This window comes from Lentzea sp. NPDC005914 (assembly GCF_040629405.1).
In the GTDB taxonomy this organism is placed as follows: Bacteria; Actinomycetota; Actinomycetes; order Mycobacteriales; family Pseudonocardiaceae; genus Lentzea.
In genome coordinates this window covers 632370-645549 of the sequence record NZ_JBEXVQ010000001.1, presented here as the reverse complement: position 1 = coordinate 645549, position 13180 = coordinate 632370, and the positions used below count along the sequence as shown (strand labels likewise).

The window sequence follows — 13180 nt, the reverse complement described above, 5'->3', positions numbered from 1 at the left end:
TGGGTCGTCGAGAGGACGTTCGGCTGGCTGACCCGCCATCGACGCCTCGTCCGGGACTACGAACGCCGACCAGAACACCACGAAGCCATGGTGTGATGGGCCACCGTCACGATCATGACCCGCCGCCTAACCCGAGAACTCTCCGGCGACCCACCACCAGCACGCTGGGGCCAGCCCAGACAACCCAGCTCAACCACGGCATGACCACCTACCAACAGGCTCTAAGACGTGAGCTCACGGATCGGCTGCTGATCATCAACGAGCGTCACCTCGAGTCAGTGCTGAACCGCTACGTATCCCAAGCGCAACACCACACCCCTCCGCAACCTGACCACCTGATCGCAGAGCCCGGCTGTAGGGCCGTACATCGCTGGCAAGTACTCGGCGGCGGCTTGATCAATGAGTACGAACCTGCAGCAGCCTGATAGGCAGGTCAGACCCTGTGGGGCTCGTGAAACCATCGTCGCAAGTGGTGGCGCGGTGTCGGCCAATCATGTCCGACCCGTGTTGCACCAGAACGTCAAACGATCTTGTTAAGGTCGCGGTCTGATCGCGAAGCCACACAGCAAGTGGAGCATCCTGTGGCACAAGAAGCCCTTGTTCAGCTCATCGACGACCTCGACGGCTGGTCTACCGGCGCATGGCCAGCATCACCGGTGAGCAGATCGCTGTCGTCAGTCATCTCGGCGAGGTCGCCGAGCACGCCGACACCACGGCCGCCGCACTGCTGACCGTCGTGCTCGACGACGTGAGCACCCGTCCCGACCACCCCACCCCGTGGGACAGTCTTCTGGCGGAGTGGACGGTCGCCGAGAAGCTACGTGACCTGCACGCGGAACTGCACCCGCGGCCACCGGTCGAGCTACCACCCCAGCCGACCCGATGCCGGCACGAGCGACTGTTCACCGAGTCATGCGCGACGTGCGGCGACTGACGCCGGTAGCGACACAGCGATCAGGCGACGAGGAACTCATGCCCACCGACGGCGATGCCAACCTGGTAGACCCCGTGCAGGAGACGACCTCACCGCGATGTCCGACGAGCGGCTGCGCGTCGTGATCCGTCGCTACGGCTGCCATTCACCCTGGTACGGCAGCTCGGACGAGCGCACGCCGGAGCGTGAAGTCCTGGCGCGCTATCCCTACCTGCGCGGCCTGCACCGATGGACGGGAAGAACGGGCCGGCTAACTGGGGCAGGCACTGAGGTCGAGGCGGGCGTCCGGACAGGGCGCCCGCCTCAGCCCCGCACCATCGATGTTCACCGTGTTTTCCGGTCTTCCCCCGGAGCGGGATGCGCGGGGCGTGGTTCGGGCGTGAAGTCGGGATCGTCCTGGGACCGGTAGCCCTTTTCGGCGTACCGAGCGGCGTCCTGCGTTTCTCTGACCCGACGCCGCATCTCCTCCAGTGCCTTCTTCGCCCTCGGCGCGAGCTTCGGATGACCGCTTTCGATCGCTCGCTGATACCACCGCTCGGCCTCGGGCGGTCGTCCTCTGCCCGCTTCCAGATCGCCCATGCCGATCATCGCTCTGAGCTGGTAGTCCGGATCGGGATGGTCGACCACGGCGGTCAGAAGTCCTTCTGCGACGGTGTGGTCCCCCACCGCGATCCTGAGATCGGCGAGGTTCAGCGCCGCCTGGTTCGCCCAGTCCTGGTGTCCGGACGCAATGGCCCGCCCGTACCATTCGGCGGCCTCCGCGAGACGGCCTTGCCGTCCCAGGAGGACTCCGAGGTCGTTCATCGCTCTGGGTGAATATTCGGGGTGGCCGAGTCTGATGGCTCGCTCGTACCACTCCTGGGCTCGTACCCAGTCACCGTGGCGGTATTCCAGCAAGCCTAGATCGGCTGCAGCGCAGGACGCGGCGTTCTTGTTGTCGCAGACGGCGGCGCCGGCGAACCATTCCCTGGCTGCTTCGACATCTCCCTCGGAGCGGCTGATCTGGCCCAGGTTCACGTGGGCGTAGGGAAGAATCCGCTCGTCCTCGGTCGCCAGCGCCCGCTCGAACCACTCGCGAGCCGCCTCGAGCTCGCCCTCGTCCATGTCGAGGCGGCCGAGATCGATGAGCGCGTTGTTCGCCTCGTCCGGATGGCCGCTCTCGAACACGCGGCGGAACCAGCGCCTCGCGCTTTCGATGTCTCCGGCAGCGCGGTCGAGCCGGCCCAGGCAGAACATCGACCGCGGTGCGTTGTCGGAGTGTCCGTTTTGGACGGACAGGTGATACCAGTGGCGTGCCGCCGCTTCGTCGCCCTGATCCCGCATGAGGTTTCCGAGGTAGTGCAACGCATTGGCCTTGTGGTCGGGATCTCCCGCGTCCACCGCGCGGCGGTACCAGCGGGAGGCGTCGTCCACGTCGCCGTCCGTCTCCGCCGTCATGCCCAGTTCGCACATCGCGTGCGGGGCCCAGCTGGGATGACCGGTGTCGACCGCCGCGCGGAACCATCTTCGTGCTTCCTCGTTGCTCCCGTGGCGCCGCAGGAGGATTCCGGTGTGCCACGCGGCGAACGGGGTCAGCAGCTCGTGGTCGAGCCGGGCCAGTTGCTGGTACCACGGGATCGCGGCGACTTCGTCGGACTCCTCCAGCCAGGTGGCCAGCCGGTACAGCACCATCGGAGAGGCTTGGTCGCGAATGTCCGCCAGGAGGACCAGCGCGGAGCTGTGGTCCTTGCGGCTGAGTGCGGTGTAGGCGATGTCTCGTCGCTGTGCGGCGGTGAAACTGCTGATGCAGTAGTCCTGCAGCACGGTGGACATCTGCCAGCCGAGAGGCTCTCCTTTCGTGTCGGCGAGTGCGGTCAGAAGGGGGTACGGGACATATCCGGTGCCCGACGCGCTGGTGACCCTCTCGACCAACCGCGGGCGGAGATGTCCGGGTCGTGCGGTGGCCCACTTCAGCGCGGCTTTGAACCCGGTCACGCGTACGGGATCAGCTGTCCGCAACCCGGCGACTTCTCTTCGATACCTGGGGAAGAGCCGACGGACGCTCTCGCGATCGAGTAGGCGGTGCGTGTCGAGCTGCAGCCGTGCCCAGTCCGACACCAGGCGCAACAACGCGACGCGGTCCATGGACTCCTCGTCGCTGATGGTGAGTGCCTCCCGCACCTGTTCCCACCGGACGAGCAGACGCCCGAGCAACTGCGCCTCGGGCAGGACAGGCAGGAGATCCGCGTACTCGGCCCGCCCGGCCAGGTGGTCCCGCTCCGGCTTGCCGATCGGTCCCAGTGACAGGCGCAGGGCGTGTTTCCTGAGCACCGCGTCGAGCTGAGGGGAGTCGTGCGGGTTCTCGCCCTGCGCGGCATCAACGGTGATGAGCAGCCACACCCCTGCGGGCAGCGTGGCGAAGGGGACGGCCGCGAGGCCGTTCTGCCAGGCGGCGGAGATGCGTTCCAGCCAGATGACGGCGCCGGGAGCCTTGCGCCGGCGTGCCCACAGGGCGGCCTGGTCCACGAGATCGGCGATCGACACACCGGGTGACTGGACCGGGGCGACCAGGAGGTGGTCTCCGAGGTGGTTCTTGGCGGCCTGAGCCAGGGTTCGCGTGGTTCCGGAGAGGCGGTCACCGCTCAGCATGACCACGCGCGTCCGGGCATCGCGGAAGGCGGCGCCCAGCCGCGTGTCGACGTCGCGCGGCGCGTACGGGGCGTGATCGAAACGGGAGGAGTGCACGCCCAGGCTGCCGAGTGTCACGTCGTCCAGTCGCTTGGGCACGCCGCGGGAGTCGGTCGTGGACTCGTAGAGGGCGTGATGCGGACGTTGGTCCCGGCGCATCCGCCACTGGTTGAGCGCCTCCGCCGAGATCGCGCAGCCGAGCGCCACGCCCAGCCACCACCAGTTCCACCTGTCGGTCAGCACCTGGTTGATCGAGACGCCGACCGCGACCGCTCCGGCGGCGACCGAGATGGCACGAGGCAGTGTCTGTGCGAGATTTGCCACCCGTGAGCCCACCCGCGTCCTCCGCACCGGTCCGTCATCGAAGCTTTTCCTCATTCGTGCCGGGGACGTCGGGCGTTACGTCACCGATGACGGGTGCTGTGGCGGAGGGCCGGAGCTCAGCGGACCGTGCTCCGCCGCAAGCCGCTACGAGCCTTACACCTCGAACTCGTAGATCCGCGCCGCCGTGTTGCCGTTGTTCGTCGGCGTGGTGACAGTCGATTCCGAGCTCAAGGCCGGGGCGGATGATGTGCCGCCGTTGATGCTGAATGGGCCGCTGGTTTTGACTTCGCGAGGCTGATGGCGCCGACGTTGGCCTTGGCGCCGGGTGAGGAGTTCTCACTCCGGCGTTGCCAAGAACGGCGTCACCCCTCGTAGCGAAGCCACTGGAGCTTGCGCGAGATGATCCATCCCTGGCCGTCGGTGGCACAGGTGCAGTTGACAGCGGTCCATTCCGAACCCGGCTCGCCCGCGTGGGTGCCGAAGCAGTTGCGGACTTCTTCGCCTGCATACTTGGTCTTCCGGACCACCGAGTCGTTGTCCGGGTTTTCCCGGACGTAGGCGTTCTCGATGACGCGGTACACATCGCATCCCGCCGCGCTAGCCGGAGCAGCTCCGACAACGATCGCGCCCAGAGAAATCGAGACGGTCGCCAGTGCGGAGATGAGCCTAGACACGGACTTCGTCATGTGTTGATCCCTTTCATCGAACCATTGACGCGGGCGAAACTTGTGGATCACCTGGCCTAATGAACCAGAGGGCATGGTTCCAGTGGAGGCTAGTCCGCACCACGGCAATCAACTATTCGGCTGCGGGCCAACCAGGTGACGGGCAAGACTGGAAGGCTTCAATGGAAGCGAACCGAAGCGCGCACCAACTACACGGGGCTCAGTTGACTTGTGAAGGCCTTCGACCAATTCCACTCATCGGCAGTAGCGGACGTTGCGCTCGGCTTGGCTTGAGAGTTGATGTGCAACGACTCGAATGACCGGCCGTGGATGGAAACGCCGAGCGCGTGCCGGGAGGAGTTCGAAATCGGGACGCAGTCAGGGCGTTCGACCGTGAACTTGGGATGGCGGCATTCGCATGTGGAACCTGCGCAGCGTTAGTGACGGTCGACCTCGCCGAGATCCCATTCCCAGGTGACGCGGGAGGCAGCGCCGAGGAGTCAGGCGCCCTGCAGCGAGTGCAGTAAGGCATATTCGCTCTTGATGGCGCTAGCCGATTGTCCCCAGAGGCGATAGATCAACTGCCCCAGGTAATTGTTGGATGTTAGCCGTGTCAGCGGCGGAGCGGAATGACTCCGTCAGGTGCGGCGATGGGCATCTGCGGGCGTGCCGCTTCGGGTGTGGTGAGCAGGGCGACGATCGTGACGGGCCCGCCGCAGTGAGGGCAGTCGCGTTGAGCAACGGTCTGCGGTAGCGGCGCTGGATGCGCCGTGGCCGCAGGTGTTGACGGGTGCAGCGGCTGGGAGGTGCGTTCGACCTCGCGTCGGGCCGCGGCGGTCCGTTTGCAGGTTGGTGAGCAGTAGGTCTTGTGCCGTGCTTGGCGTCCGGTCGCTGTGAAGCCTTCCCAGCAGATCGGGCAGGTCTTCGACATCGTGTTGGTGTTCGTGTCAGGAGACATGGGCGTTCACCGCTTTGCGCAGCTTGTCCGAAGTGGACTGATGAGAGCGGCGCCTGTAGGAGGGTCCGTCGATGCCGACGACGGTGGCGCGGTGCAGGAGCCGGTCGAGCATCGCGGCGGCGACGGTTGCATCACCGAAAGCTGTTGCCCAGTCAGCGATTCCGACATTTGTGGTCAGGATCGAGCTGGATTTCAGATAGCGCTGGTTTATCACCTGGAACAACGCGGACGCCCCGTCGCCAGGCAGCGGGAGATAGCCGAGCTCGTCGATCACAAGGAGTTTCGGGCCGGCGAAGAACCGCATGCAGGTGGACCAGCGGCCCTCGACGGCGGCCTTGTGGCAGCGGGCGGCGAGGTCGGCGGCGGTGGTGAAGTAGACCCGGTTGCCAGCCTCGGCAGCGCCTCTGGCGAGCGCGGTGGCGAGCATGGTCTTGCCGACTCCGGGCGGGCCGACGAGCAACACGTTGGAGGCGTCGTCAAGGAACCGCATGGTGGCCAGATCACGGATGAGTTTCTCGTCGACGCCGGGCTGGGCGGCGAAGTCGAAGTCCGCGAGCGTCCAGGGATCCGGGAGGCAGGCGAACCGCAGCCGGCCGGCCAGGCGGCGTTCCTCGGTGGCGGTGACCTCGATCTCCAGCAGCCGCTCGAGCGCGGCGGTGAGGGAGAGGTTCTCAGCGCGGGCGGCGTCGAGAATCCTCGGCAGGGCCTCGGCAGCGTTGTCGAGTTTGAGGTAGGAGAAGTGCGCGCGGAGTTGTTGATAGCGGCGGGCTTCACTCATCTGCGGCCCTGATCTGTTGGCAGACAACGGGTTTAGTCCTCCTCGGACTCTGGTCGGGACTCATAGGTGGGTGCTCTGTCCAGCCTGGCCGCGGTGGCGGCGTAGGCGGACAGATCGATCACGACGTGGGCCGCGGGCCCTGTCGTGGGCAGGCCGCGCAGCCGGGCTGCCTCGGCCAGCGCCGCCACCGAGGGCGGACGGCGAGTCTTGTGGGCGCAGGGCTTGCTGGTGGAGAACGCGCCCAGCGCTGCCCGCTCGAGTGCGATCACGTGCCCGTCGTCGCGGATTACCCGTCCGGCGCCGTCGGGGGCGCGGTGGTGGGCCGCGACCACCGCTCCACGGGCGGTGACGATGCGCAGCTCGTCGGAGCCCAGCCGGTGCCGGACCTGAACCGGGGCGCCGCCCAGGCCGGGTGGGACGGAGTACTGGTTGCCGCGGAAGGAGATCAGTGCCTGCGCGGTGACGACGCGGGTGACGTCGAACTCGGCCGGGAACGCCATCAGTGGAGCCGGATGAAGGTGCTCGGCCGCGGCGAGCGCTTCGACGGTGGTGCGTTCGCCGTCGCGGACCCGGCGGCGTCCGTCCATTGTGGCGGAGAGCCGGTCCGGCCCAGCCTGCGCCTCGGCGACGGTGGCGTCGTCGCCCAGGGTGCGCCACCAGCGCTGCGCGGCGGAGTGGTTGGCCTTCTCCACCACGCCTTTGCGGTTGCCGCGCCGAGGCGGACACGTGACGGACCGGACGCCGTAGTGCTTCGCCGCCTGCGCGAACGCCGGCGTAATCCGGCCCGAGGACGGGAAACAGACCGTGGCCATCCGGTCGAACCGCCAAACCTCGGTGACCCCGCCGAGCCGGCGCACCACCGCGTCCATGGCCTCGATCAGGTGCGGGAAGTCCTCCGCGTCGGCTAGGACACCGCGCCAGCGGCCGGAATGCGCCAGCGCGCCGACCAGCAGATGCGCGTGGCGGCCGACGCCCCAGGCGGCCGGCGGATCAGGCAGTTCGAGCCAGTCCCACTGGGTTTCCTCGCCCAATTACGCTCCACCCATGTCAACGTGGTATGCCGCAGCCAGTGCGTGCTGATGCTCTCCTCATCGACAACCTTGATGTGCATCTGCACCCGATCCCACAGCCTCCGATAGCGGATCTTGGTCATCGGCCTGCCGTCAGGAAACCGCAACAGCGGACTCTCCTTGTCTCGAACACCACGCTCCTCCGCATGGTCGAGCAATGCCTGCATCAGCGCCCTGGAGACCGGCTGCTTACGCGTGACGGAGTTCTTCTCCCTCAACACGATCAGCAATCGCTCTGGATCCAGGTCCCCCAACCGCAGATTCAACGCGCCACCCGTGCGTGCGGCAGTCTCCAAGTGAAAACGAAGCAACAGGCTGTCCAGCCGCGGATCAAGGCCCGTGCCGGCGGCCACCTGCACGATCTCCCGGTACAGCTGCGGGCTCAACGCATAACGCCGGGACTTGGCTTGGCGAGGTTTAGTCACCCGCGCCATCGGATTCCGCCGGGACGACAACAGCCCCTCATCCACCGCCAACTGGTACACACGCCGCAGCGCGTAGTACGTGTGACACGCCGCGCCGGAGCCGTCACCATAATTCCGGCGGCGCTGCGCGTTCGCGCGGACTTCCTCGATCAGGTCACCCACCTCACGCGCGGTTGGCTCGTCCAGCCTGCGCGTGCCCCAACATGCAACGATCTTTTTCCAGTACGCGCGGTACACCACCTGCGATGCCGGGGGCGCCGCGTCGCGCACCAAGGGCATGAACTGCTCGAAGGTGGGCAGTTCCTGCACCCGCGCGGCAGCAAGGAGCTCTTCCGGCTCCACATTCATGTGCTGCATCAGCTGCACCAACGCCTGCACATCGGCCTGAGTGCTACCCATGACGACCGCCCGAAGATGCCCGGCCCGCGGCCCCGTCACCCGAACCACGTCCGCACGAGAGTTCGTCGTGACCGCAGTCATCAGCAGTCGTGGCCATCGTCGCAACCGCGTCACCGAGCGGCACGCCAGCGGGACGCATCCGCCCCACGATCGTTCTGGGATCAGGCAGCGCCTGGTCCAGGGTTTGCAGGGCGTGCACCACCACGGCAGACATCGACGGCACCGCCACCAGCAGCACCGGGTCTCCGGCGCCGTAGCCGCACCAGCGGCGCAATGGCGCCGGCACCAGAACCATGTTGCGCGCCGTCAGCGTCCAGGCGCCCTCCTCGTCACCACGTACAACGATCTCGTGGCCATCGCCCACACCGATGTCCACACGCATTCCCGGCGTCCACCCCAACTGCGAGAACAGCTGCTGGTCGGTGAGTCTGCCGTCGGAGTCGAGCAACGCCACCGCGTAGCGCCGTCGCTGCCGGTTCTGCCTTTGCCCGCCAGGCATTTCCCCGACTCCGGGAGCCTCGGTCCGCCTGAGATCCAGCGTGCGTCGTGCCCGCGACGAGCCCGGCAGGCCATTCGCGGGTGGCGCATCGCCGGGCGCGGTGACCAGGTCGGCTGTGGCGTAGCCGAACTCGAGCGCTGGGACGATTCCGTCACTCATGGGCGTCTCTGCAGTACTGACCGCCGGAGAGGGCCGGGATGTATTCCGTGCGGCTCCGCTGGGGTCGCACGGGCGGTCGAAGTGCCGCTGCTACGGGATCGGTCCCGGATGTGGGTGTGGAGGCAGGAACTCCTCGTCCATCGTGCCGCGACGGTTCCACAGCCCGACGGTCGCCATGTTGATCGAGTACCGGCGCCCGGTCGGCTGGATGACGCCGCCCTTGCCGTCGGGCATCGGCCGCGTGAAGGTCCCCTTCATGACACCGGCGACCGCGGTCAGGCCCCCGTTCGCGACGCGCAGGTAGTGCGACTCGATGCGGGTGTCCGGCGCCCACACGAAGAGCGCCTTCAGGTCCTCGATGTGCCTGTCGATGCCGTCGGTGTAGTGCCCGTCGGGCCAGTGCACGCGGATGGTGCGGGCGTGGCTCTCCCCCAGCCGCGCCCACTTCTGGTGGGTGAAGACGTCGAAGTCGAGCTCGTCGAACGTCTCCAGGTTGTGCCGTTCGGTGCCGGTCAGGTCCTTGGCGAACAGCGGGTTGGGCACCGGGGTCGCGGACGGGTCGGGCAGCGGTGTCCACGGCGAGTACCCCGCCGGAGCCGCCGCTTGCGCGGTTCCGCCGGCCACCGCGGCCAGTGCCATGGCGCCGAACGCCGCGGTGCTGCCGCTGGTGATGAGTGAGCGTCGGTTGAGCATCTCGTGCACCTTTCACTCGAAGTGCCGAGAGTTTTGCGCTAACCAGGAGTTAGCGCTATCTTTTCTGCAGCGTCGTGGGTCACTCAGAGCAGATATCGCGGGCATATCTAAAAGCTCATACGCCGTGGCAACGTTCGCGCGTCTTGGGTGGAGGCATGCTCACCTCCTGGTACGCGTGGTTCGGCACCTACACCGGCATCGCCGCCATCACCGTGCTCTCGTTGCCCGTCGCCGTGCTGACCGCGGGGATCCTGGGGTGGCGCCGGAAGGTGGCCGGCGCTTCGAGGCCCTGCCGGACCGCGCTGGCCGAGGTCGGCATGGTCTACGGGACGGTGCCGGGCGTGTGGATGACCCTGTTGCCGGGCAACGAGCCCGGCAGGCACGGCGTGGTGAGCCCGATCCCGCTGGCCGACCTGCTCTCGATGGACGAGGGCCAGATCATCGGCAACCTCCTGATCCTCGCGGCGCTCGGGTTCTTCGCCCCGCTGCGGTTCGCGGCACTGGCGTCGCTGGGCCGGGTGCTGGCGCTCGCCGCGAACTGCTCGATCCTCATCGAGGTCCTGCAGTACGTCCTGCTGCTGGACCGGGTGTCCTCTGTGGACGACGTGCTGCTCAACACGGCCGGCGCCGGCCTGGCCTCGTTGCTGTCGTACTACTGGTGGCGCACGAGGACATCGGAGGATACGGCGGCGATATACCGCGTTGCCTAGGCTGCGGGCATGCGGGTGCTGATCGTGGAGGACGAGCCCTACCTGGCCGAGGCCGTGCGAGACGGGCTGCGGCTGGAAGCGATCGCCGCCGACGTCGCCGGTGACGGTGACACCGCGCTGGAGCTGCTCAGCGTCAACTCCTACGACCTCGCCGTGCTCGACCGCGACATCCCCGGCCCGTCCGGTGACGAGGTCGCACGACGGATCGTCGCGTCCGGCAGCGGCATGCCGATCCTCATGCTCACCGCGGCCGACCGGATCGACGACAAGGCGTCCGGGTTCGAGCTGGGCGCCGACGACTACCTCACCAAACCGTTCGAGCTGCGGGAACTCGTGCTGCGCCTGCGAGCGCTCGACCGCAGGCGCGGGCACGCCCGTCCGCCGGTCCGCGAGCTCGCCGGGCTGCGGCTGGACCCGTTCCGCCGGGAGGTCTTCCGCGACGAACGCTATGTGGCGCTCACCCGCAAGCAGTTCGCCGTGCTGGAGGTTCTCGTCGCGGCCGAGGGCGGTGTCGTGAGCGCCGAGGAGCTGCTGGAACGCGCGTGGGACGAGAACGCCGACCCGTTCACCAACGCCGTGCGGATCACCGTCTCGGCGCTGCGCAAACGGCTCGGTGAGCCGTGGGTCATCGCCACGGTGCCCGGTGTCGGCTATCGGATCGACACGTGACGAGGCGCCCGGAACTCAGGCGTCCTGGACTCAGCGCGCGCCTCAAACTCACCCTCAGCTACGCCGGACTAGTGCTCATCACGGGTGCAGTGCTGGTGGCCGTCGTGTGGATGTACCTGCTGCGCTTCGTGCCCAACAGCGAACAGGGCCTGCTGTGGATCTCGCCCAACCAGTACCTCCTCTCCCGCATCTTCGGCCGGGCTGCCGCCGTCGCACTGGCTCTGTTGCTCCTGCTCGGCCTCGTCGGAGGGTGGTTTCTCTCCGGACGGATGCTCGCGCCGCTCACCAAGATCGCCGACGCGGCGCGGCTGGCCTCGAACGGATCGCTGTCGCACCGGGTCCGGCTGCCGGGCCGCAACGACGAGTTTCGCGAGCTGGCCGACGCGTTCGACACCATGCTCGAACAGCTCGAGTCGCACGTCGCCGAGCACCAGCGGTTCGCCGCCAACGCCTCGCACGAGCTGCGCACCCCGCTGGCGATCACGCAGTCGCTGCTCGACGTGGCCCGCCAGGAGCCGACGCCGGAGCTCGTCGAGCGCCTCCACACCGTGAACGCCAGGGCGATCAGCCTGACCGAGGCCCTGCTGCTGCTCAGCCGCAGCGACCGCGGCGGCTTCACCCGCTCGCGCGTCGATCTCTCCCTGGTCGCCGAGGAAGCCGCCGAGACGCTGCTGCCCTTCGCCGAACAGCGCGGGATCACGCTCGAGGTCACCGGAGAGGCCTCACTGACCACCGGCTCCGCGGAGCTTCTGCTGCGAATGGTCACGAACCTCGTCCAGAACGCGATCGTCCACAACGCACCCGCCGACGGCCGCGTCACCGTCCACACCGAACAGCAGCACCAGGCGAGCGTGCTGCGGGTCGAGAACACGGGTCAGCCCCTCGCCCCGGACCTGGTGCCGACGCTCACCGAGCCGTTCCACCGCGGGGCCGGACGCACCCGCACCGGCGAGCACGCGGGGGCCGGGCTCGGCCTGGCCATCGTGGCCAGCGTCGTGCGGGCCCACGACGGCGCCCTGGACCTCGCGCCCCGCCCCGCCGGCGGTCTCGTCGTCACGGTGCGCCTGCCCGGCCTCAGCTGTCCCGGCCCGCACCCGCCGCGGGAGTCGCGGTGAACATCCGCGGCGGCTTGAACCCTTGCGCCGCAAAGGCTTCGAGGACGGCCCGTTCGACGTTCGCGCGGATGTCCGCCGGCACCAACGCGATCGCGGACCCGCCGAACCCGCCACCGATCATCCGCGCGCCGAGAGCACCGGCCTTCTCGGCGGCCTCCGCGGCGACGTCGAGCTCCGGGCACGACACCCGGTAGTCGTCACGCAGGCTCGCGTGCGAGGCGTTCAGCAGCGGCCCGATCTCCGCGTACCTGTCTTCCCGAAGCAGCTCAACGGTTTTGAGCACCCGCGCGTTCTCCGAGATCACGTGCCGGACGAGCGGCTGCAACGGTTCCGGCAGCCCGGCCTCGGTCTCCAGGTCGCGCACGGCCACCACACCCCGCAGCCGCGCGGCCTCCTCACACCCCGCGCGCCGCTCGGCATACCCCGACTCGACCAGCGAGTGGCTGACCCGCGTGTCGATCACGAGCACTTCCAGGCCGTGCCGCGCCGCGTCGAACGGCACCTGTTCCTGCCGGCCCGATCGCACGTCCAGGAACAGCGCGTGCGCCTCGGTGCAGCACAGCGACGCGGTCTGGTCGAGCAGCCCGGTCGGCGCGCCCACGAAGTCGTTCTCGGCCTGCTGCACCCACTTCGCGATGTCGCTCGTGGACGCTTGCACCCCTGCCAGACCCAGCAGCGCCAGCGCGGTGGCGACTTCCAGCGAGTGCGACGACGACAGCCCCGACCCGTGCGGCACGTCACCGGCGATCACCAGGTCGGCCCCGCCGCTGATCCCCTGCTGCCGCAACACCCACGCGACACCGGCGGGATAGGCCGTCCAGCCCCGCACGCAGCCGGGTTCCAGTTCCTCGATCGGCAGCGGTTCGGCGGTCACGGTCCTGTCGTCCACGACGCTCGCCAGCGTGAGCAGGCCGTCGGGCCGCGGCGCTGCGGCCACGCGGGTCCGTTGGGGGATCGCGAACGGCAGCACGAACCCGTCGTTGTAGTCCGTGTGCTCGCCGATGAGGTTCACGCGGCCCGGCGCCGACCAGACCCCGGCGGGCGCGCCACCGTGCAGCCGCGCGAAAGCCTCCGCCGCGATGTTCGATCCTGTTGACTTCATGCCGCCCGTTCCC

The 13180-nt window shown here is 68.2% G+C and carries 11 protein-coding genes and 1 pseudogene; 5 read left to right on the top strand and 7 right to left on the bottom strand.

Features of this window, described 5'->3' with window-relative positions; genetic code table 11:
- Positions 1 to 96 (top strand): annotated as a pseudogene (locus tag ABZ345_RS02750) (IS5/IS1182 family transposase); the annotation flags it as partial.
- Between the two features lie 544 nt (positions 97 to 640).
- Positions 641 to 934, top strand: coding sequence for a hypothetical protein (locus ABZ345_RS02745; RefSeq protein WP_359842217.1), 294 nt, complete (start codon positions 641 to 643; stop codon positions 932 to 934).
- 324 nt (positions 935 to 1258) lie between these two features.
- Here ABZ345_RS02745 and ABZ345_RS02740 read toward each other — a convergent pair whose 3' ends face one another.
- The 6 genes from ABZ345_RS02740 to ABZ345_RS02715 form a co-directional block, all read right to left on the bottom strand.
- Complete coding sequence (locus tag ABZ345_RS02740; RefSeq protein WP_359842215.1) at positions 1259 to 3925, bottom strand: tetratricopeptide repeat protein; 2667 nt, start codon at positions 3923 to 3925, stop codon at positions 1259 to 1261.
- 362 nt (positions 3926 to 4287) lie between these two features.
- Positions 4288 to 4611: a hypothetical protein gene (locus tag ABZ345_RS02735; RefSeq protein ID WP_359842214.1), complete on the bottom strand. Its 324-nt coding sequence runs from the start codon at positions 4609 to 4611 to the stop codon at positions 4288 to 4290.
- Between the two features lie 926 nt (positions 4612 to 5537).
- The gene (gene istB, locus ABZ345_RS02730; RefSeq protein WP_359842212.1) at positions 5538 to 6326 is read right to left on the bottom strand and encodes an IS21-like element helper ATPase IstB; all 789 of its coding nucleotides are present in this window, start codon (positions 6324 to 6326) and stop codon (positions 5538 to 5540) included.
- A 904-nt stretch (positions 6327 to 7230) separates the two neighbouring features.
- Complete coding sequence (locus ABZ345_RS02725) at positions 7231 to 8220, bottom strand: site-specific integrase (RefSeq protein ID WP_359842210.1); 990 nt, start codon at positions 8218 to 8220, stop codon at positions 7231 to 7233.
- Positions 8213 to 8878 (bottom strand): hypothetical protein, encoded by a 666-nt coding sequence (locus ABZ345_RS02720; RefSeq protein ID WP_359842209.1) that lies wholly within the window; start codon positions 8876 to 8878, stop codon positions 8213 to 8215. The genes ABZ345_RS02725 and ABZ345_RS02720 overlap by 8 nt, the downstream gene beginning before the upstream one ends.
- Before the next feature lie 90 nt (positions 8879 to 8968).
- The gene (locus tag ABZ345_RS02715; RefSeq protein WP_359842207.1) at positions 8969 to 9571 is read right to left on the bottom strand and encodes an ester cyclase; all 603 of its coding nucleotides are present in this window, start codon (positions 9569 to 9571) and stop codon (positions 8969 to 8971) included.
- A gap of 155 nt (positions 9572 to 9726) precedes the next feature.
- Here ABZ345_RS02715 and ABZ345_RS02710 point away from each other — a divergent pair, with 155 nt between their 5' ends.
- The 3 genes from ABZ345_RS02710 to ABZ345_RS02700 are packed head-to-tail and all read left to right on the top strand — an operon-like array spanning position 9727 to position 12065.
- Positions 9727 to 10281: a VanZ family protein gene (locus ABZ345_RS02710; protein ID WP_359842205.1), complete on the top strand. Its 555-nt coding sequence runs from the start codon at positions 9727 to 9729 to the stop codon at positions 10279 to 10281.
- A gap of 9 nt (positions 10282 to 10290) precedes the next feature.
- Entirely contained in the window at positions 10291 to 10950 is a 660-nt protein-coding gene (locus tag ABZ345_RS02705) for a response regulator transcription factor (RefSeq protein ID WP_359842203.1), read from the top strand.
- Entirely contained in the window at positions 10947 to 12065 is a 1119-nt protein-coding gene (locus ABZ345_RS02700; protein WP_359842201.1) for a HAMP domain-containing sensor histidine kinase, read from the top strand. Before ABZ345_RS02705 ends, ABZ345_RS02700 begins: the two co-directional genes overlap by 4 nt.
- Here the strand turns inward: ABZ345_RS02700 and galK are convergent.
- Positions 12025 to 13167 carry a galactokinase gene (gene galK / locus ABZ345_RS02695; RefSeq protein ID WP_359842199.1) on the bottom strand — a complete coding sequence of 381 codons (1143 nt, stop codon included), beginning with the start codon at positions 13165 to 13167 and terminating at the stop codon, positions 12025 to 12027. The two genes, ABZ345_RS02700 and galK, sit on opposite strands and share 41 nt — an antisense overlap.
- Positions 13168 to 13180 lie beyond the last annotated feature (13 nt).

Excerpts from the sequence above, each read along its gene's own strand:
- galK (WP_359842199.1), bottom strand. The coding sequence starts at position 13,167 with ATGAAGTCAACAGGATCGAACATCGCGGCGGAGGCTTTCGCGCGGCTG.
- ABZ345_RS02715 (WP_359842207.1), bottom strand. The coding sequence starts at position 9,571 with ATGCTCAACCGACGCTCACTCATCACCAGCGGCAGCACCGCGGCGTTC.
- ABZ345_RS02745 (WP_359842217.1), top strand. The coding sequence starts at position 641 with ATGGCCAGCATCACCGGTGAGCAGATCGCTGTCGTCAGTCATCTCGGC.
- istB (WP_359842212.1), bottom strand. The coding sequence starts at position 6,326 with ATGAGTGAAGCCCGCCGCTATCAACAACTCCGCGCGCACTTCTCCTAC.
- ABZ345_RS02710 (WP_359842205.1), top strand. The coding sequence starts at position 9,727 with ATGCTCACCTCCTGGTACGCGTGGTTCGGCACCTACACCGGCATCGCC.
- ABZ345_RS02720 (WP_359842209.1), bottom strand. The coding sequence starts at position 8,878 with ATGAGTGACGGAATCGTCCCAGCGCTCGAGTTCGGCTACGCCACAGCC.
- ABZ345_RS02735 (WP_359842214.1), bottom strand. The coding sequence starts at position 4,611 with ATGACGAAGTCCGTGTCTAGGCTCATCTCCGCACTGGCGACCGTCTCG.
- ABZ345_RS02725 (WP_359842210.1), bottom strand. The coding sequence starts at position 8,220 with ATGGGTAGCACTCAGGCCGATGTGCAGGCGTTGGTGCAGCTGATGCAG.
- ABZ345_RS02705 (WP_359842203.1), top strand. The coding sequence starts at position 10,291 with ATGCGGGTGCTGATCGTGGAGGACGAGCCCTACCTGGCCGAGGCCGTG.